The organism is Spongiivirga citrea (assembly GCF_010671565.1).
Lineage (GTDB): Bacteria > Bacteroidota > Bacteroidia > Flavobacteriales > Flavobacteriaceae > Spongiivirga > Spongiivirga citrea.
Genome location: NZ_JAABOQ010000001.1, coordinates 107,582 through 127,409, shown reverse-complemented (window position 1 = coordinate 127,409; position 19,828 = coordinate 107,582). Strand labels below are relative to the sequence as shown.

Genomic DNA, 19,828 nt, shown 5'->3' with positions numbered 1-19,828 from the left:
AAATACGTTATTGCAGTAAGCAATTTGAAAAACCTAGGGCTATTACATAAATTATTGTTTATCATCAACTCAATCTGCGCATTGTTGTTGCTAATGTCCTATGCGCTGCCATATGTGTTTCCCAAATCGTTTCCATCCATTGCCGTTTTAAGTCTTACGGTGCCAATTCTAATTGTTGTTAACCTCCTCTTTCTTATTTACTGGACGTTTCGATTAAGAAAACAACTCATAGTATCCTTATTGGTTTTGGTACTCGGATTTACCCATGTGACCTCCTTATATCGCTTTGGTGGCAATGCTAATTTTGCAGAAAGTGACTTCACTGTAATGAGTTACAATGTTCGATTGTTCAATAATTTCGAGCAAATTAAGTCAGATAGCATAGGGGATAAGTTAGTGCAATTCATTGCGGATAATGACCCTAGTGTCCTGTGTATGCAGGAGTTTCACAAACGGAAGGATGTTATAGGCTATCGGTATAAATACAAAAAATTAAAAAGCAACAAACGATCTTCGGGCCTGGCTATTTACTCTAAATTTCCAATTATAGATGCTGGCTCGGTCAATTTTCCAGATACGCATAATAATGCCATTTTTGTCGATGTGGTTAGGCAACAGGATACCATACGAATTTACAATGTACACTTACAATCGCTTAAAGTAATTCCTGAACTCGAAAAAATAGCCGAAGAAGATTCTAAAAAACTATACGGACGCATTGGCAACACCTTTGCAATGCAACAAACACAAATTGAGTTATTTAATAAACATCGAAAGAAATCCCCTTATAAAACGATAATTTGTACCGATTTGAATAACACTCAATATTCTAACGTTTATAATCAATTATCAGAAGGCGTAAACGATTCTTTTATCGAACAAGGTTCTGGGTTTGGACGTACCTTTAACTTTCGATTTTTCCCAGTGCGTATTGACTTCATCATGGCAGACGCCAATTTCGAGATCAATGCATTTAATAGTTTTAGCGTTCCTTTCTCTGATCATTATCCCGTAATGGCCGGATTTTCTATTAAAGAATAACTTCAAGATTAGAAATGTCAGTTCGAGTGATCCCGATAGCTATCGGAATTGTAGCGAGAACGCTTTGGAAGCAAGAGCAAACAACAAAGATTAAGAGCGCATAAAGGAATTACTTCCTTTACATCATCTGACAGTCAATAAAATCCACCGCCAAATGCCATAGCAAAGCCAATGCTATGATACGTGTTTTTTTGAAAATAAGTAGAGCAACATAAACGGCCAAAGCCCAGTAGGAGTGGAGTGGGTGAAAACCAATACTACAACGACTCGGGTCAAATACAGGGGTTGCTAAAAGATGATCTAAATCGATAAGCATGGCCAGTAGAAAGATAAAATATACCTTCCAGAATTGCTTTGGAAAAAAGATATAAGCAAGTAAGAACGGAAAGACTAAGTGAAGCGAATAATGAACTAAAAGCTGTATCATTCGCTCTTTATTTGGCAATTCTCGAGGTACGAAACGGCATTAGGACCTTCATTAAAAAGCAGATCTAAAACCGATAAATTCGGAATAAAACCATGTTTGTTAGCAAATACTTGAGTATAGATAGGCTGATTAGGAGTAAAGTCTTTTTTTGCACTCACTAGATGACGATAGTCTTCTTCGTTTTGATCTATTTCGAAATGATCACTTTCTAAAGCAGTAGTTTCTAGTGGTAAATTATCAACTAAAAATTGATGGCACTTTAAGTTGAAGTTCAATAATTTTTCTTCTTTTACCTCATACAATAGCTGTAGTTCATCTTCATAAAACTCAAAGAAAGGCGAAGTGCGGTAGGCTGATTCTAAGGATTTCCAATGTTCTTTTTGCCAATTTTCAGCATAAGAAATTAAAACATCAGCGTATTTTACTTTAATACCACTTTGGTGTTGTATAGGAATATTTAACAGTTGTTTTCCGTTGGCACCATAAATGTACATCCGGTTTCGATAAGTCTGCTTTTGATAATTGTCATGAATTTCGAAAGTAATTTTTTCATACTGACTCACTATCGCATATTGCGAAACGGAACCAAAATAGCATGGATGAATTAGTGGAATCACATCTTTTAATTCTGAATTCAGAATTCTGAATTGTTAGTAATTATCCGTTCTTTTTTTTCTTTCGGAAAAAATCAATACCAAACCACAATGCTAGTGCAATCAGGAAATACTTCAAATACGAAACACGCTCACCGTTACCGCCAACGGTCGTAAAGAAACGATCCCAGCGAGGTGAAACACCTTCGACAGTATCATAGCTCATCCAAATGAATACAGGTTTTCCTAAAACGTGGTCAAACGGAACATACCCCCAACTTCTTGCATCCAGTGAGTTATTTCGATTATCACCCATCATCCAGTAATAATCTTGACCAAAGGTATAATTTGTCGAAACCTCACCATCAATAGTTATCTGATTTCCATTTACGGCCAAAGTATGACCTTCATATTCCGTAATAATTCGTTTGTAAAGAGGAAGCACTTCTACATTCAGGTCAATTGTTTTTCCTTTTTCTGGAATATATATAGGACCGAAAAAGTCTGTATTCCATGAGTAGTTTCCTTCTTCAGGAAAAACTTGAGCTTCAGATTGCCCTTTTGGTGTAGTTGCACGTTCTACGCTTACAACATTTGGGTGGTTTTTTAATTGATTAGCGACATCAACAGTTAATGAGGTAAATACATATTGATTTGCTGAAATCTGTCCATAGTAATCGGGATCAAGATCGTAACGCTGATGCATATACGATGGATTAAACTGTCCGCCTTTTGTCGTTACGAGATATTTGAACTGAGGTTCAGCTCTATCAGGCAATTCATTCTTTTTGCCATTGATATAGACCCAACCTTCTCTTACTTCAAGTGAATCGCCTGGGATACCAACACAACGTTTTACATAGTTTGATTTTTTGTCAATTGGCTTTGTCATAAAACCTTTTTCAGGTTTACCATATTCAACCCAATTATCCGTTGGCCAACTAAACACAACAATATCATTGCGTTTAATTTTTTGGAATGCAGGAAGACGTAAATAAGGAAGTTGTAGCTTATCTGTATAAGATCTCATTCCTGTAAACGGAATTGCATCATGAATCATTGGCAAAGCGATCGGAGTCATTGGAACACGAACCCCGTAATGAAATTTACTTACCAACAAGAATTCTCCGACTCGTAATGTTTTATCTAATGAAGGTGTTGGTATCACATATGGTTGCATAAAATAGGTATGCACCATCGTCGCCGCAACTACTGCGAATAGAACAGCACTTGTCCAAGTAGAAACATTTTTGATGATTACTTCGTCATCCCGACCTACGTATTTTGTGTCTGCTTTATAATTAATATAAATGAGATAGATATAGCATGTAATAACAGATAAAAGGGTGTAGCGTTTTTTTCTATACCCAAAAACATGCAGCCATTCATAAATAATAACAATAAGAATAATATTGCCAATAACCGGAAGGATGATTAAAAAGATCCACCACCACGGGCGTTCAATAATTTTAAGCTGTACTATAATATTATAGAAGGGTATAAATGCTTCCCAAGCTTTTCTACCGGCTTTAACGAAGCCTTTCCAGTAAACTACACCATTTAAAAGCCCAAAGAAAAGGGTGGCATATATAAAAAGGTCTAATGACATACAGTTGTTTTAGTTTTGTGCAAGAAACAAAAATTTATTTATTGGTTTGAAGCCCGTTAGGCAATATTTAACACGTCTTTCATACTAAATACACCCTTTTTCCCAATAATCCATTCAGCAGCAATAATAGCGCCCAAAGCAAACCCCTGTCGGTTATGGGCTGTGTGCTTTATATCAATAGTATCAACATGCGAAGTATAACTCACGGTGTGCGTGCCTGGAACATCAGGAGTTCGAACTGCCTTAATTGGAATTTTTTCATCTTCTTCTGCATCTAAAACCCAATCAGTATAATTACTATTTTCAATGATACCTTCCGCTAAACTTATGGCGGTGCCGCTGGGCGCATCCAGTTTTTGGGTGTGATGAATTTCTTCCATACTCACATTATACTGCGAAAGTTGCTTCATCATTTTTGCTAACTGCGTATTTAATTCAAAGAAAATATTAACGCCCAGGCTAAAGTTTGAAGCATAAATAAAAGCACCATCTTTTTGATTACACAAATCAACCATCTCATCATAATGTTCTAGCCAGCCTGTCGTCCCAGATATAACAGGAACATTATTTCTTAAACAAGTGATAATATTGTTTACTGCGGCATCAGGAATGCTAAAATCAATCGCAACATCCGCTTTGCTAATATCAAAGTCGTTTTGACCTTTGTCAACGGTTAATATGATCTGATGACCTCGTTCTATAGCAAGTTTTTCGATGGTTTTACCCATTTTTCCATATCCTAAAAGGGCGATTTGCATAAACTTAAAAATTATAGGTAATCGAAAGTGTCACGCTCGTACTAAAATTAAGCGGATCTTGAAATATTTTGGGAGTAAATGTTAATTGCTCGTTTACGTTGTATTGCTGTAAATGTGCATCGACATTTGCATCGATGATGTTTAATGCGTACAATCCTACCGATATTAATAATGCCAAGTCGCGATTACGCTGAAATAGTTCTTGAGCTTCTATTAAGGCTTGATTGGTCAAATTGCTAAACTCACCAGTTTCTGGAGGTCCGTCGAGTCCCAAATCAAGACGGCGCTTAAATTCATCTCTAAATCTATTGTACTCATTGTTATTATTAATGTACAAGTACATACTAGTACCGAGTGCTCCATAAACAATAGGAATTTTCCAATATTTGCTGTTGTAGGCTTGGCCTAGTCCAGGAAGTACCGCTGAATAGAATGCGGCTTTCGCGGGCGCATTTGGGTCGAGATTTACTCTTCGAGCTTTCTTGAATTTTGCTTTAACTGTATCAACTTTAACCAATAGGCTGTCATTATCCGATTTTTTTTGAGACCAGAGATCATTCGAAAAAAAGCATAAAAAAAAGAAGAGGAATATTAACCTAATCGTCACCCTTAATTAATTTTTTAAGACGTGTAAATTCTTGTTCAGAGCCAAAAGGAATCATTATTTTTCCCTTGCCGCTCTTAGCAAATTTAACGTCGACAGCAGTCATAAAGTAGTCAGAAAAGTCTTTTAACCCTTTTTTAATATATTTTGGGACTTCGTTAGTAGCAGCGTGGGTATTTATTTCTTTGTCACTATGGTAATTACGAACTAGACGCTCGGTATCACGTACGCTTAGATTTTTCGTGATTACTTCTTCATAAATATCTAATTGATCGCCTTTGTTTTCAATATTAATTAAAGCACGACCGTGACCCATACTTAAAAAACCGTCACGAATTCCCGTTTGTATAATTGGGTCTAATTTCAGAAGACGTAGATAGTTCGCAATAGTAGATCGCTTTTTACCAACACGTTCACTCATTTCTTCTTGAGTAAGCTTTACATCGTCGATTAAACGTTGATAGGATAGTGCTATTTCAATAGGATCTAGATCTTGACGTTGAATATTTTCAACTAAAGCCATTTCTAACGACTCTTGGTCGTTCGCAATGCGAATGTATGCGGGAATGGTTTCAAGACCTAATAGTTTCGAGGCTCTAAAACGTCGCTCACCTGATATTAGCTGATATTTATTAAAACCTAATTTTCTTACTGTTATTGGTTGAATGACACCAAGTTCGCGGATTGAAGAAGCAAGTTCTCTAAGGACATCTTCATTGAAATTGGTTCTTGGTTGATGCGGATTTACATCGATACTAGAAAGATCTAATTCAACAATATTGCCTACAACCTTATCTGCATTTTTGTCCGATGCAGATTGTATGTCATTCTCTGGATCTTTTAATAATGCTGATAATCCTCTTCCTAACGCTTGTTTTTTAGTAGCCTTTGCCATACTATTATGCGTTTTTATTGATCACTTCGTGGGCCAAATTTAGGTAATTTGCGGCACCCTTACTACCCGCATCGTAGTTTATAATGCTTTCTCCATAACTAGGAGCTTCACTTAAACGAACATTTCGTTGAATGATGGTTTTAAAAACCATGTCGCTAAAATGCTTTTGTACTTCTTCTACTACTTGGTTAGATAATCGAAGTCGACTATCGTACATTGTTAATAACAAGCCTTCAATATCTAAATTACTGTTATGTATTTTTTGAACACTTTTAATAGTGTTTAATAATTTCCCTAATCCTTCTAATGCGAAATATTCGCATTGTATCGGAATAATAACCGAGTCTGCCGCAGTTAATGCATTTAAAGTTAACAAGCCCAAAGAAGGTGCACAGTCAATCAAAATATAGTCGTATTTAGACTTTAAATGATCAATTGCTTTTTTTAGCATATACTCACGTTCTTCTTTATCAACCAATTCAATTTCGATCGCTACAAGGTCAATATGCGCAGGAATAAGATCAACATTTGGGGAATCGCAAGACACAATAGCATCTTCGGGTTTTTTGGTGTGTTCTAGCAACTGGTAGGTGCCTATGTCAACACCTTCAACATCAATACCAAGACCAGAAGTCGCATTTGCTTGGGGGTCAGCATCAATAAGAAGAACTTTTTTTTCTAAAACTCCTAATGAAGCTGCAAGATTTACGGAAGTAGTGGTTTTACCAACTCCGCCTTTTTGGTTAGCAATAGCAATGATTTTGCCCATGAAAAATGTAAGATTGTTAGTGGTAAAAATACGATTATTTGCGAGTATTAAAAATGAATTTTGTTAACAGTATTTAAATGGAAAAGGCTGCAATTTGCAGCCTTTTCTTAATCATGGTTTTATCCAAAAATATCTTATTGATCTTCTGGCATTAAGAGTGCCAAGAAGTAATTTTCGTCTAGATATTTATTCGCTACTTTTTGAATGTCTTTTTGAGTCATTGCTTTTACATTCTTTTCGTAGTCATTCATTTTATTAATATCGCGACCTTCTTGATCTGCACGAACTAAATTGGACATCCAGAACCGGTTTTGTTTTAGACTTTCTTTTCTGTTCAATAAGTATGTTTCTTTTACCTTATTCAAGTCTTTTTCGGTCGGTCCTTCTTTCTTTATTTTTTCAACTTCTGCTAAAGCTGCTGCAACCAATTTGTCTACATTTTCAGGCCCGCAAGGGAAAGAAATGCTAAAAGTAACATTGCTAAATGAGATTTTACTCATGCTGCCTCTTGCCCCAACACCGTATACTCCGCCTTCTTCTTCACGAAGCTTTTCTACTAATTTAATTGTGAGCACTTCACCCAATGCGGCAATGTAACTAGCTTCATCACCATCGTATTTCACATCAGCTTCTTCCCAAGTAATTTGTACTCGACTCTTAGGATCTTTTCCTCTTTTTATAACTTCTTTATGATAAGCATCTTTTCTTCTGAACTTCGTGGCAACGTATTTCTCATTGCTACCCTTACCTGGAAGGGAAGCTAGGTACTTTGTACTCAATTCTTTAATCTTGGCTTCGTCTACATTACCAACAAAATAGAAATGGAAATCTCCGGCATCGGCAAAACGCTCCTGATACTTTTTGTAAGCTAAATCATAATCAGCTTTCTCCATGGCCTCTGGAGTTGGGAAGCCAACATAACGGCTATTGCCTTTGTTTCTAACTTTTCCTATCTCATTGGAGAAGAAGAATTGAGGATTGGCCATTAAGTTTCCTAAGAAACTTTTTTGCTTGGTGATATATGATTGAAACGCCTCGTCATTTTTATTCAATGAAGTGAAATACAAGTGCACCATTTCAAATAGAGTCTGAATATCCTTCGGTGCAGCACTTCCTCTAAAATTCTCACTAAAACCACCTATAGATGGATTAACGCGCACAATTTTACCACTCATATACTTATTCATATCATTAAGTGATAAACCAGCGATTCCAGCTTGAGATAATCCACCATTAGCGAAGGTGGTTGCCTTAAACTCTTCATCGGAATATAAACTTGTTCCTCCTGGACTATATGCTTGGAATAAGATCTCATCATTTTTAAAATCAGTTTTCTTATATGTTACCGTAGCACCATTGCTTAATGTTAGTTTGGTAAATCCAAGTTTGGCATTAGTTTCCTCATTAGTGATAGTTCCCGCAGCTGGAAGTGTTTCAATTAAAGCACTTGCAACCTCTTCGTCTTCGTAGGGCTGAATATTCGCAGCTTCAACTTCCTTAATTAAATCAAGAACTTCTTTTTCTGTAACCTTTTTAAGCCCTTCCTTTTCAGGTCCAGTAATTACAATAACACGGTTATCATCGTGAATAAACCCTTTAATTAGATCATTTATCTCTGCCAATTCAATAGTTGGCATTACTTTCTTGTTGAAGTCATAAGACCACTCAATGCCGGGAATTGGAGACTCCTCTAAGTAGTTATACACATATTGATTTACAATACGACCACTTTCTTGTTTGTCACGATCTTTGAAAGACTTTTCTAAACGAGCTAAAATCTCTTTTTTAGCACGCTCAAATTCACCCGTATTAAATCCGTGTCTGCGAACACGCTCATTTTCAGTTAGCATCGCACGAAGTCCGTTTAACTGACCTTCCGGACTCGTTGTTGCTGACGATTGATATGCATTTTTATTTCTAGCAAATGTTCCACCATAATAAGAAAAACCGAATACAAAAGGAGGGTTCGGACTATTGCGCAGTTCATTCAATCGATTATTCAACATTGTTGAAAACAAACCTCTTACTATTTGAGTTCTGTAGTCTAGAACTGTTTTTGTTGGAGTTGAATTCTCACGATCCTTGTACATTACTTGTACTCTTGAAAAGGCTGCTTCTTTATCACTGGCAATCGCAACAAAAGTTTCTTCGTGATTAGGAAGATCAAATACTTCGCGCTTACGTGGATTTTTTACTTTTTTGATCTTTCCAAAGTGCTCTTTGATCATTTTTTCAGTAGTCGCAGGATCCAAATCACCAACAGCAACTACTGCCATTAGGTCTGGGCGGTACCAATCCTTGAAGTAATTTCTAACAGATTTGTATTTGAAATTTTCTAATACGTCTTTTTTACCAATAGGAAGACGCTCGGCATATTTAGATCCGTACATCATTTTAGGAAGATATTCCTGCATCATTCGCTTATCGGGACCAAGTCCTAAACGATATTCTTCTAAAACCACTCCGCGTTCACCATCGATCGCTTCATCAGTCAAAGTAGCACCGTGTGCCCAATCTTCAAGAATTTGGAATCCCTTTTCTAATTTTTCAGGATCATCACTAGGTATTGGAAGAATGTAAACAGTTTCGTCAAAGCTCGTATAGGCATTCAAATCGGCACCAAATTGCACGCCTATGCTTTGAAGATAATCAACTAATTCATTCTTTTTAAAATTCTTAGTGCCATTAAAGTTCATATGCTCCATAAAATGAGCAAGGCCTAGTTGATCTTTGTCTTCTAGAATAGAACCCGCGTTAATAGCTAAACGAAGTTCCAATTTATCTTCTGGCTTTCCATTATTACGAATGTAATACGTTAGACCATTATCTAATTTTCCAATTTTGACATTAGGATCAGTTGGAATAGCACTCGAAGGTTCGAGTGATTTTTTCATTCCTTCTTGGGCATTTCCTATTTGAAACGCTAGAAAGAACGACAATAATGTAGTTAGTGTTAATTTTTGCATGGGTGATTATTTTGTTCGTAAACGAATGTAAGGTTATTCTACTATTGTAGAAAATAAATTCTAAAATTTTAACTAAATTTTTAGTTGATAAATGAGGCGTTCTGAAGACACCAGCGTTTAATCAAGAGAGTGGGATAGTTATTGAACATGATTCTCGATAATTTTGATTGCACTATCGTTTAGTCAAAACATTAGAGTAGATTTTAGTTTCGCCCTTGGAATTGGGATTCTAAAATTCAATTTTAGAATTATTAATCATCCAACAAAATCTCTAAAATCTCAATGGCAGCTTCGCTAATTTTTGTGCCGGGCCCGAAGATAGCTGTAGCACCAGCATCAAATAAAAATTTATAGTCCTGATGAGGGATTACGCCACCAACAATAACCATGATATCATCACGACCGTATTTTTCTAATTCTGCAATCACTTGCGGGACCAAGGTTTTATGTCCAGCAGCCAACGAAGAAACCCCTAGAATATGAACATCATTTTCCACGGCTTGCTTTGCTGCTTCCGCTGGAGTTTGAAATAATGGGCCTATATCAACATCAAAACCAACGTCAGCATAGCCTGTTGCGACAACTTTCGCACCTCGGTCATGACCATCTTGTCCCATTTTTGCAATCATAATCCGGGGACGACGCCCTTCTTGTTCTGCAACCTTATCAGCTAATTTTTTTGCTTTTTCAAAGCTCTCGTCGTTTCTAATTTCTTTACTATACACTCCGCTAAATGATTTTATTTGGGCCTTGTATCTGCCATAAATTTTCTCAAGAGCATCTGATATTTCGCCTAATGTTGCCCGTTCTCTTGCTGCATCTTTGGCTAAAGCTAGTAAATTATCCGTTTTGTTCTTGGCAGCATCTGTCAATTTTGCAAGCGCTGCTTCAACTTTTATGGCATTGCGTTCTCTTTTAATCTTGTCTAGAGCAGCAATTTGTTGGCGACGCACTGTTTGATTATCAACTTCTAAAATATGAAGTGGGTCTTCTTGATCCAATCGATATTTGTTTACCCCGACAATGACATCCTGGCCACTATCAATACGCGCCTGCTTTCTAGCTGCAGCTTCTTCAATTCTCATTTTAGGAATACCGGCTTCAATGGCTTTCGTCATTCCACCGAGCTCTTCAACTTCCTGAATTAGCTTCCACGCTTTTTCAGCAATATCATTAGTAAGAGATTCTACGTAGTAGCTTCCCGCCCAAGGATCGACTGTTTTGGTGATATGTGTTTCTTGTTGTAGGTATAATTGTGTATTTCGTGCTATTCTTGCTGAAAAATCAGTGGGTAGTGCGATTGCTTCATCCAATGCATTGGTATGCAAACTTTGAGTACCTCCAAATGCAGCTGCAGCGGCTTCGATACAGGTTCGTGCAACATTATTAAAAGGATCCTGTTCTGTCAAACTCCAACCACTTGTTTGGCAATGAGTTCGTAAAGCAAGGGATTTTGGGTTTTTCGGATTGAATTGTTTGACCAATTTAGCCCAAAGCATTCTAGCGGCGCGCATTTTTGCGATCTCCATAAAATGGTTCATCCCAATTGCCCAAAAGAAAGATAGACGTGGTGCGAAGGTGTCAATTTCCATTCCGGCATCTAATCCTTTCCGTATATATTCTAATCCGTCAGCAAGCGTATATGCTAATTCAATATCACAAGTTGCACCGGCTTCTTGCATGTGGTAACCCGATATGCTTATTGAGTTGAACTTAGGCATATTTTTCGATGTATATTCAAAAATATCGGAGATGATTTTCATGGAAGGTGTAGGAGGGTAGATGTAGGTATTACGTACCATAAACTCCTTTAGAATATCATTCTGAATTGTGCCTGAAAGTAATTCAGCTTTTACACCTTGTTCTTCTGCCGCAACAATATAAAATGCCATAATGGGTAAAACAGCTCCATTCATGGTCATAGAAACCGACATTTGATCAAGAGGAATTTGATCAAAAAGCACTTTCATGTCTTCAACACTATCAATGGCAACACCTGCTTTACCTACATCTCCAACTACACGTTCATGATCGCTATCATAACCACGATGTGTTGGTAGATCGAAAGCAACAGAAAGTCCTTTTTGTCCAGCTTCAAGATTCCGTCTGTAGAATGCATTACTTTCCTCAGCCGTCGAAAAACCAGCATATTGTCTAATCGTCCATGGGCGTCTAACGTACATGGTGGAATACGGACCGCGTAAATTTGGCGCGATTCCAGCAACAAAATTTAAATGCTCGAATGTATCAATGTCTTTTGGTTTGTAATTCGATTTTACAGGAATGTTTTCAGCAGTCATAAATGAATCTGCTGACTTTGATTCTGTCTTTTTATCGAAGTCTAAACTTAAATGTTGAAGGTTCTTCCGCATTTTACTGTTCGTTAGCTAAGCGTTCTTGTTCTATCTTTTCGGCCAACCGTCTTTCAATAATTGGCTCGATTACTGTTTTACGAGGCTTGTTTTTTACGAATGGATGTAGTTCCAAATCGTTTTTCATACGATCCTCTTTGTTAGGATATGTATTAGTGCCAATCAAAACCTCTTTTTCTGTATCAAACAGCTCCTGTTGTTTTGTTGCGGACTCTCTTATTTTTCGCTGAATAACACCTTCTTGTAGCTGTTGTAAAAAACCGCCTGCACTTTCAATTTTCTTGAAAACATCCAATGCTTTCTCTGCTAGTTGTTGTGAGATTGATTCAATAAAATAAGCTCCATCAGCCGGATTTTCAACCTTATCAAAATAGCTTTCACTTTTTAGAATAAGCAATTGATTTCTTGCAATACGGTCGCCAAACTCGTTATTTTTATGATATAGTGTATCGTATGGAAGGTTAGAAACTGCATCTGCACCACCTAAAACGGCACTCATACATTCTGTTGTAGTACGCAACATATTCACATTGTAGTCGTACAAAGTTTTATTGCGTTTTCCTGGTGTACTTATTATATGACAAGATATATCTATGTCATATGCACCAGAAAGTTGATCGAATAAAAACCGCAATGCTCTTAGTTTTGCCAGCTCAAAAAAGTAGTTATTCCCAATAGCGGTATTAATGGTAACGCAAAGATTTTTTAGACTAGCTCGGCTATGCTGTTCCAAATAATTGAAATACTCATTTAAATGAGCCAATGTATATGCTAATTGCCGTACGATGGACGCACCAGCATTATGGTATAAATCAGAATTTATCGCAAGGACACTTTTGAGATTTCCATGCGATTCGATACAACTAGTAAGTTTTTCTAAATCTACAGTTGAATTTTCAAACCATTTACCTCCTTTTGCCACGTTTCCTATGGGGTCGATTTGAAGATATATTTTAGAGGTTGGGCTGGCAAGTTGATTGATTGATTTTATAACATCAGTATCAATGAATTGAAGCTTAAAATAGATAGTAGTATTACTAGTGTCGATACCCTTTAGTAAAGCAGAAAAATCTATTTTGGATTGCGTTAATTCAAAAATGATTGCTTCTGCACCGCGCTCAATAACATCTACAGCGTTTTTATTAGAGCGCTTTTCGTTTACAACAAAAATATGTTGAGTAACATTCCAACCTTTTGTTGTTTTAAGATTAGGAATTGTTTTGGTCAATTCATCCTTATGATATACCGGTTTTACATCAATACCTTCAGTAGTATTCCAAATTAGGGTGTCGTTATAGTCTAAACCTTTAAGGTCAAATTGTATTTTCTGTTTCCATTGTTTTAAAGAAACTTCATCAAATTCTTTAAATAAAAAATCGCTCATATGCTGCTTTCTATTCTTCGATCTCTACCAAATAAATATCTTCATTCTTCTTTTTCATCCAATACTCCTCTCTAGCAAATTTTTCCATTTTTCGAGGGTCTTTTAAATCCTCAACCATTTTTTTATCGGCGGAAATTTCCTTTTGATAATATTCTTTGTTCTGATTTAATTCGCGCATTTCACGGTTAATCTTTCTGTGGGTAAGGAGCGAATTGGCATCCAAAAAAAGCATCCAGACGCTGAAAAGAATAAGTACTAATATATATCGATTACTAAAAAACTTAAAGTATTTGTTTCGTTTTAGTTGATTGATTTTTTCACCTATCATGACAATCGTTCATTTATAATAGTTCGTACAATATCAACCGCTACGGTGTTGTATTTATTGTTAGGTATAATAATGTCAGCAAATTCTTTGGTCGGTTCAATAAACTGCTGATGCATTGGTTTTAAGGTGCTTTGATATCGATCTAGTACTTCATCAATATCGCGACCGCGCTCTGCAATATCTCTTTTTACACGTCTTATCAAGCGTTCATCACTATCGGCATGAACGAATATTTTAATGTCAAACATATCGCGTAGATCAGGATTTGTTAAGATCAAAATTCCCTCAACAATCATCACTTTTCTTGGGTGGGTTAGTTGTGTGTCCTTTGTTCGGTTATGCTCTACAAAAGAGTAGACGGGTTGATCTATGGTATTTCCTCCTCTAAGGTCTTTTAAATGTGATATCAACAAATCAAAATCTATTGCTCTAGGGTGATCAAAATTAATCTTTACACGTTCGTCATAAGCCATATGAGATGTGTCCTTATAATAAGAGTCTTGAGAGATAACTCCAACCTCTTCAGGAGGAAGTTGATTTATTATTTGTCTAACTACAGTGGTTTTGCCGCAACCAGTGCCACCGCCAATTCCTATTATGAGCATTTATCAATCTGTTTATACAAAAATAAGCTATGAATTGCATCGTCAACAACGCAGTTTAGGTAGTTATTAACAAGGATTTCCAATTATTAGTGAATGAAGTCAACTAATTTGGATTGAATATAATACCACCCGAAACATTTGCCTTGGCTCCTGTCACACTTGCAAGGCAGTTTGGCTGATTTTCTAAGCGAAGAGCGCCCATTAAAGCAAAGACTAAAGCTTCTTTGAACTCAATAAGTTGCTTGTTGGAAATCTCAATTTGGAAACTGTTCCCCAAATTTTCTGAAAGTATTTGCATTAAAAACCCATTAAAAGCGCCACCTCCTGTAATTAAAATAGTATTATCTGGTTTGTTGGAAAGTTCTTTAATGTCATGGGAAACAGTTTGAGTAATATGATGAACGGCAGTACAAAGTAAGTTCGCTGTGCTGTCGTTTGACCTATTTAGAATGGGAATTACATCTGATAAAAACCACTCATATCCGGTAGATTTTGGTTTAGATTGTTTGTAATAATCTAAGTTATTCAGCGAATCTAAAAGTTGTCGATTTATAACCCCTGATGATGCAACAGATCCATTATCATCATATTGCTTTCCCGTTTTTTGAATGATATAATTCAATATCATGTTTGCAATGCCAATGTCATATGCCAGCCTTTTTCCATCTTTTTTATAGGAGACGTTGCTAATACCTCCAAGATTCAAACAAAAATCATATTCGCCAAAAAAAAGCTCGTCACCTATTGGAACTAGGGGAGCACCTTGACCATTTGCTGCGATATCAGCCGATCTAAAATCTGAAATTGTTCTAATACCGCAAGCGCTGGCTAGATCTTGTCCGTACCCAATTTGAAAGGTAAACTTATTATGAGGTTGATGATGAATCGTATGACCATGACTTGCTACATAATCGGGTTTGATTTTATTTTCTTTGGCAAAAACATCGACTTGTTCTCCTAACCACTTTCCATATTTATGATGCAGTTTTAAAAGATCAGTTGCTGAAAAGTTTATAGCATTTTTTAGCTGCTTTCTGCGGGAGTCGTCATATGAAATGCTTTTAGTGTGATGTATGACATAATTCCATTTAGACTTGTTTTCAGTCAAGGTGCAATGCACAATATCCAGTCCATCTAAAGAGGTGCCTGACATTAAACCGATAGCTGAATACGTTTTCATTTTGTTAAAACTAAGACAAAATATTAAATAAACTTACGCATTTATTCCTTCTTAAAATGATATCGCACGAAGCCTTCTATCGCTTCATATTCTGGCAAGCCTAACTGATCGTATTTGGTGGCTGTTTCTTTATTTCGTTGTTCGGCACGTTGCCAAAATTCGCGTGCGTCGCTGCCTGGAAACATCGCACTGTCTTTTTGTGATTGGTGTTTAAAAATGGCATTTCTTTTTCTATCAAGATCTTTTGGTCCGATAGGTACAGCCATTTCCATATCGGCAATATCCCATTCTTGCCAAGCTCCGCGATACAGCCATAGATAACAATCCTTAACCCAGCTTTGATCTCTTAATCGTTTCAGCGAATCAAATATTAGCTGTAAACAAACACGATGCGTACCATGAGGGTCAGAAAGGTCACCAGCGGCAAAAATTTGATGGGGTTGTATTTTGTTGAGAAGATCGCAGGTGATTTGTATATCTCTCTCGGTAGGGAGTTTCTTTTTTACAGTGCCCGTTTCGTAGAAGGGGAGGTTCAAAAAATGAGCATTTTCTTCTTTAACACCGCAGTAGCGACAGGCAGAAAGCGCTTCTCCTTTTCTGATAAGGCCTTTAAATTTTTGTATTTCTGGTGTGTCAACATCGCCAGGATGCTTTTGTTTTAAGAAGGTTCGTACTTCTTGCATTAATTGCGAAAGCTCGTTTGTTGCCTCTGGGCCATGAACGGTATCCTGCGCAAAGTCTAAAAACCGAATTACTTCATCATCAAAAACTGCAATATTCCCTGAGGTTTGATAGGCTATATGTACCTCATGTCCTTGGTCTACCAATCGTAGTAAAGTGCCACCCATTGATATGACATCGTCATCAGGGTGAGGGCTAAATATTAGGGAACGTTTCGGAAAAGGATCCGCGCGTTCTGGTCGTTCGGAATCATCAAAATTGGGCTTCCCTCCAGGCCAACCCGTTATTGTACGTTGGAGTTGATTAAATACTTTGAGATTAATGTCTTCAGCGGTGCCAATTTCAGCCACTAAATTTCCCATTCCGTATTCATTGTAATCCTCATTGGTAATCTTTAAAATGGCCTTATTTACTTTTGCTGAAAGCCAGATAACTGCTTTTTTAATGAGGTTGTCTGTCCAATTACAATCTTCGACTAGCCACGGAGTTTTTATTCTTGTCAATTCTGATGCGGCAGCTGTATCTAAAACAAAAGTACAGTTATCATGATGTTGAAGGAATGTGGCTGGAATTGATTCCAGGATTGGACCCTCTAAGGCCTCTTTTACAATAGGGGCTTTCCCTTCCCCCCAAGCCATTAAGAATATTTTGTCGGCAGCTAGAATGCTTCCAACTCCCATTGTAATAGCTCTATCCGGAACATTTTCTTCACCGAAAAAGTCACTTGCCGCATCTAATCTGGTAATCTTATCTAACCTAATGAGTCTTGTTAGACTGTTTACAGAAGATCCTGGTTCATTAAAGCCAACGTGACCAGTTCTACCAATCCCTAGTAATTGCAAATCTATACCACCACTTTTCTTGATGTTTTTTTCATAATCAGCGCAGTATTGTGAAAGATCTTTTTCTTCAATTGTTCCATCTGGAATATGAATATTCTCCTTTTTGATATCGATATGATCAAATAAATGCTCATTCATAAAACGCACGTAGCTTTGAATGGCATCTGGGCGCTGTGGGTAGTATTCATCTAAATTAAAGGTGATTACGTTTTTAAAACTTAAGCCTTCATTTTGATGAAATTGAATTAGGTACTCGTAAACTTTAGTGGGACTTGATCCTGTTGCTAGGCCTAAAACAACATTTTTTCCTTTTGCAGCTTTTTGTTTTATCAAGTCGGCTATTTCTCGAGCGACAAAAAGCGATGCGTCTTTAGAGTTTTTGTAGACTACAGAATTTGCTTTTTCAAATTTCTTAATGGGAATATTTGGTGTAGCGTTAGGGTAAGTAATTGTTGTGCTGGTCATTTTAAATGATTTTATATGAAATAATCTAGGTGTAAAATCTTATTTAAAAGAGCTGTAAAGATACTCAATTTTTATAATATTGCAATATTATGCTGTTTTTTTAGTATTATTTTACTATAATTTTCTTATTATTGAATAATAAATGCAGTATTATGCTGTTTTTATATTATGTTAAAAGAAGAACGACAACAATTTATTTTAAATGAAACCAGAATTCACAACAAGGTTTTATTAGGTGATCTTGCGGAGCAATTAAATGTTTCAATAGACACCGTACGAAGAGATGTAAAAGAACTGGATCAGCTTAAAAAGTTAAAGAAGGTACATGGAGGGGCCATCTCTAACGGATTTAATATTTACACCTATACTGAGACGGACATTTTTTCACATGAAGAGAAAGCCTTTATTGCGAAGAAGTCGGTTTCATTAATTCCGAATAATGGGATTGTTTTAATTAGTGGTGGTACTACTAATTTGGAAATTGCTAGACATCTGCCGGTAAATTTGAAAGCTACTTTTTTCACTCCAAGCCTACCAGTAGCGATGCAATTAATGACACATGAACATATAGAAGTACTATTCATCGGAGGGCGTTTGCTGAAAGATTCTCAACTTGCAGTTGGCCCTAGTACTATTCGTTTTATTCAGGAGATTAGGGCTGATGTATGTTTTATGACTACCAACTCCATTGATGAGGCTAACGGAATGACCGATTCGGATTGGGATATTGTACAAATGAAAAAGGCAATGCTCAAGTCTTCAAAAAAGATAGTAGCTCCCGTGATATCAGAAAAGCTGGGTTCTAGTCAGCGTTATCAGACATGTACTATTAATGAAGTAGATGTACTTGTCACTGAGCTTGATCCATTTTCCTCAAAACTAGAAGGGTATCGCCGTCAGAATATAGAGATTATTTAGTGTCGTTGTACTTAAATCCGCTAACGATAATCTAATTAGAAACGTCAAATTCGACGGCATAAATATCTTTTTCAATATCACCAAAACTGCATGATAAAGTGGACATATTTGCGATAAGTAGCCCTTTATTAATGATTAAGTTTAGCTTGATTTTGGGGCAATTTTTAGAATACCTTTTCCTTCAACAGCGACATAGATAAATCCGTCAGGTCCTTGCCTTACATTGCGCACACGTCCAATATTTTCAAGCAATTTTTCACGCCTTGATACTTTTCCTTTATCAAATTCAACTAGTTCTAAATATTGAAATACTAGAGAGCCGACAAGTAGGTCTCCTCTCCAATCTGGATAATTGCTACTAGTGACAAAAGTCATTCCACTAGGAGCAATCGAAGGTATCCAATAGTATAGGGGTTGCTCCATTCCAGGTAATGATTTGTTTTTGGTTATTGTTGTACCGCTATAGTTTATTCCGTAAGTAATTTTTGGCCAGCCGAAGTTCGCACCTTTTTTTACAATGTTGATCTCATCGCCACCACGAGGACCATGTTCATGAACCCATATTTCTCCGGTTAAGGGGTGTTTCACCATTCCTTGCGGATTTCGATGACCATAAGAAAAAATCGCTTTTTTAGCGCCGGTCTTGTTTACAAAAGGATTGTCTTCGGGAATTGAGCCATCATCTTTTAAACGATATATTTTGCCGCCATCTCTATTGACATCCTGGGGATTTACGTTTCGGTTTCCTCTGTCACCAATTGAGAAATATAGAAAACCTTGATTGTCAAACTCAATTCGAGAACCGAAATGCTGCCCTTTTCTGGTATTAGGCCCAGCTTTATATAATGTTTCAATATTTGTAAGGCTGTTATTTGATAATTTAGCTCTAATGAGTTTAGTATTGGCTCCTGATTCTTCACCTTCACTTGAGGAGTAGGTTAGATAAATCCAACCGTTTTTTTCATAATTTGGGTGGAGTTCAATATCCAATAGTCCGCCTTGCCCTTGTACTTTCAGGTCGGATGGGACGCCAGAAATCATTGTCTTCTTACCTTTTTTTGAATGGATTAATTTGCCCGACTTATCGGTAATAAGCATGCTTCCATCGGGTAGAAATACCATTCCCCATGGGATGTCAATATCTGCTACAACCACTTGGGTAGTATAATTAATATCTTCTGGAGTTGGAATTTGAATGGTCTTGTCTTTTGTTTGCGCTTGAATGCTAATTAGTCCAAACGAGGACAGTATAAGAAATTGAAGGGTATGTTGAAGTGATCGACTTACTATTTTCATTAAAGTAACTATTTCAGTTTGAAAGCTAAAGATACTAAGAAACGCACAATCATTTTTTAGGATCGTTGTGATATAGCCTATAAAAAAATGTTAAA

At 36.8% G+C, this 19,828-nt stretch carries 17 protein-coding genes; 2 read left to right on the top strand and 15 right to left on the bottom strand.

The genetic code is table 11. The annotated features are described in order from the left end of the window. The first annotated feature begins 93 nt into the window (after nucleotides 1-93). Nucleotides 94-1,041 (top strand): endonuclease/exonuclease/phosphatase family protein, encoded by a 948-nt coding sequence (locus GWK10_RS00550; RefSeq protein WP_239540683.1) that lies wholly within the window; start codon nucleotides 94-96, stop codon nucleotides 1,039-1,041. A 118-nt stretch (nucleotides 1,042-1,159) separates the two neighbouring features. Here GWK10_RS00550 and GWK10_RS00545 read toward each other — a convergent pair whose 3' ends face one another. From GWK10_RS00545 to nagB, 14 genes are all read right to left on the bottom strand, one after another. After that, complete coding sequence (locus tag GWK10_RS00545) at nucleotides 1,160-1,468, bottom strand: DUF6122 family protein (protein ID WP_164028953.1); 309 nt, start codon at nucleotides 1,466-1,468, stop codon at nucleotides 1,160-1,162. Next, nucleotides 1,465-2,085, bottom strand: a complete 621-nt coding sequence (locus GWK10_RS00540) for a WbqC family protein (RefSeq protein ID WP_164028952.1) — start codon at nucleotides 2,083-2,085, stop codon at nucleotides 1,465-1,467. Before GWK10_RS00540 ends, GWK10_RS00545 begins: the two co-directional genes overlap by 4 nt. Nucleotides 2,086-2,125: 40 nt before the next feature. Continuing rightward, nucleotides 2,126-3,670 (bottom strand): signal peptidase I, encoded by a 1,545-nt coding sequence (lepB, locus tag GWK10_RS00535; protein WP_164028951.1) that lies wholly within the window; start codon nucleotides 3,668-3,670, stop codon nucleotides 2,126-2,128. A gap of 56 nt (nucleotides 3,671-3,726) precedes the next feature. Beyond that, complete coding sequence (gene dapB / locus GWK10_RS00530) at nucleotides 3,727-4,428, bottom strand: 4-hydroxy-tetrahydrodipicolinate reductase (protein WP_164028950.1); 702 nt, start codon at nucleotides 4,426-4,428, stop codon at nucleotides 3,727-3,729. Nucleotides 4,429-4,432: 4 nt separating this feature from the next. After that, complete coding sequence (locus GWK10_RS00525; RefSeq protein WP_204263065.1) at nucleotides 4,433-4,945, bottom strand: DUF5683 domain-containing protein; 513 nt, start codon at nucleotides 4,943-4,945, stop codon at nucleotides 4,433-4,435. Nucleotides 4,946-5,024: 79 nt separating this feature from the next. Beyond that, on the bottom strand, nucleotides 5,025-5,927 hold the full coding sequence (locus GWK10_RS00520; RefSeq protein WP_164028949.1) for a ParB/RepB/Spo0J family partition protein: 903 nt from the start codon (nucleotides 5,925-5,927) through the stop codon (nucleotides 5,025-5,027). A gap of 4 nt (nucleotides 5,928-5,931) precedes the next feature. After that, complete coding sequence (locus GWK10_RS00515; RefSeq protein WP_164028948.1) at nucleotides 5,932-6,696, bottom strand: ParA family protein; 765 nt, start codon at nucleotides 6,694-6,696, stop codon at nucleotides 5,932-5,934. Between the two features lie 134 nt (nucleotides 6,697-6,830). Continuing rightward, nucleotides 6,831-9,662 (bottom strand): M16 family metallopeptidase, encoded by a 2,832-nt coding sequence (locus GWK10_RS00510; protein ID WP_164028947.1) that lies wholly within the window; start codon nucleotides 9,660-9,662, stop codon nucleotides 6,831-6,833. A gap of 251 nt (nucleotides 9,663-9,913) precedes the next feature. Then, the gene (gene scpA, locus GWK10_RS00505) at nucleotides 9,914-12,034 is read right to left on the bottom strand and encodes a methylmalonyl-CoA mutase (protein ID WP_164028946.1); all 2,121 of its coding nucleotides are present in this window, start codon (nucleotides 12,032-12,034) and stop codon (nucleotides 9,914-9,916) included. Between the two features lies 1 nt (nucleotide 12,035). Then, a complete protein-coding gene (locus GWK10_RS00500; RefSeq protein ID WP_164028945.1) occupies nucleotides 12,036-13,418 on the bottom strand; it encodes a methylmalonyl-CoA mutase subunit beta in 1,383 nt (460 codons plus the stop codon). Between the two features lie 10 nt (nucleotides 13,419-13,428). Then, a complete protein-coding gene (locus GWK10_RS00495) occupies nucleotides 13,429-13,746 on the bottom strand; it encodes an FtsB family cell division protein (protein WP_164028944.1) in 318 nt (105 codons plus the stop codon). Next, nucleotides 13,743-14,351: a uridine kinase gene (gene udk / locus GWK10_RS00490; RefSeq protein WP_164028943.1), complete on the bottom strand. Its 609-nt coding sequence runs from the start codon at nucleotides 14,349-14,351 to the stop codon at nucleotides 13,743-13,745. The genes GWK10_RS00495 and udk overlap by 4 nt, the downstream gene beginning before the upstream one ends. Nucleotides 14,352-14,454: 103 nt before the next feature. Then, nucleotides 14,455-15,531, bottom strand: a complete 1,077-nt coding sequence (locus GWK10_RS00485) for an anhydro-N-acetylmuramic acid kinase (protein ID WP_164028942.1) — start codon at nucleotides 15,529-15,531, stop codon at nucleotides 14,455-14,457. Nucleotides 15,532-15,572: 41 nt separating this feature from the next. Further along, nucleotides 15,573-17,519, bottom strand: coding sequence for a glucosamine-6-phosphate deaminase (gene nagB, locus GWK10_RS00480; protein WP_164028941.1), 1,947 nt, complete (start codon nucleotides 17,517-17,519; stop codon nucleotides 15,573-15,575). Between the two features lie 168 nt (nucleotides 17,520-17,687). Here nagB and GWK10_RS00475 point away from each other — a divergent pair, with 168 nt between their 5' ends. Next, nucleotides 17,688-18,437: a DeoR/GlpR family DNA-binding transcription regulator gene (locus GWK10_RS00475; protein ID WP_164028940.1), complete on the top strand. Its 750-nt coding sequence runs from the start codon at nucleotides 17,688-17,690 to the stop codon at nucleotides 18,435-18,437. Nucleotides 18,438-18,578: 141 nt separating this feature from the next. On the opposite strand, the gene GWK10_RS00470 is transcribed toward GWK10_RS00475, so the two are convergent. Then, nucleotides 18,579-19,733 carry a PQQ-dependent sugar dehydrogenase gene (locus GWK10_RS00470; protein ID WP_164028939.1) on the bottom strand — a complete coding sequence of 385 codons (1,155 nt, stop codon included), beginning with the start codon at nucleotides 19,731-19,733 and terminating at the stop codon, nucleotides 18,579-18,581. Nucleotides 19,734-19,828: the final 95 nt, after the last annotated feature.

Coding starts and splice junctions, on each gene's coding strand:
- GWK10_RS00550 (WP_239540683.1), top strand. CDS start 94: ATGTCCTATGCGCTGCCATATGTGTTTCCCAAATCGTTTCCATCCATT.
- GWK10_RS00545 (WP_164028953.1), bottom strand. CDS start 1,468: ATGATACAGCTTTTAGTTCATTATTCGCTTCACTTAGTCTTTCCGTTC.
- lepB (WP_164028951.1), bottom strand. CDS start 3,670: ATGTCATTAGACCTTTTTATATATGCCACCCTTTTCTTTGGGCTTTTA.
- dapB (WP_164028950.1), bottom strand. CDS start 4,428: ATGCAAATCGCCCTTTTAGGATATGGAAAAATGGGTAAAACCATCGAA.
- GWK10_RS00520 (WP_164028949.1), bottom strand. CDS start 5,927: ATGGCAAAGGCTACTAAAAAACAAGCGTTAGGAAGAGGATTATCAGCA.
- GWK10_RS00515 (WP_164028948.1), bottom strand. CDS start 6,696: ATGGGCAAAATCATTGCTATTGCTAACCAAAAAGGCGGAGTTGGTAAA.
- GWK10_RS00510 (WP_164028947.1), bottom strand. CDS start 9,662: ATGCAAAAATTAACACTAACTACATTATTGTCGTTCTTTCTAGCGTTT.
- scpA (WP_164028946.1), bottom strand. CDS start 12,034: ATGCGGAAGAACCTTCAACATTTAAGTTTAGACTTCGATAAAAAGACA.
- GWK10_RS00500 (WP_164028945.1), bottom strand. CDS start 13,418: ATGAGCGATTTTTTATTTAAAGAATTTGATGAAGTTTCTTTAAAACAA.
- GWK10_RS00495 (WP_164028944.1), bottom strand. CDS start 13,746: ATGATAGGTGAAAAAATCAATCAACTAAAACGAAACAAATACTTTAAG.
- udk (WP_164028943.1), bottom strand. CDS start 14,351: ATGCTCATAATAGGAATTGGCGGTGGCACTGGTTGCGGCAAAACCACT.
- GWK10_RS00485 (WP_164028942.1), bottom strand. CDS start 15,531: ATGAAAACGTATTCAGCTATCGGTTTAATGTCAGGCACCTCTTTAGAT.
- nagB (WP_164028941.1), bottom strand. CDS start 17,519: ATGACCAGCACAACAATTACTTACCCTAACGCTACACCAAATATTCCC.
- GWK10_RS00475 (WP_164028940.1), top strand. CDS start 17,688: ATGTTAAAAGAAGAACGACAACAATTTATTTTAAATGAAACCAGAATT.
- GWK10_RS00470 (WP_164028939.1), bottom strand. CDS start 19,733: ATGAAAATAGTAAGTCGATCACTTCAACATACCCTTCAATTTCTTATA.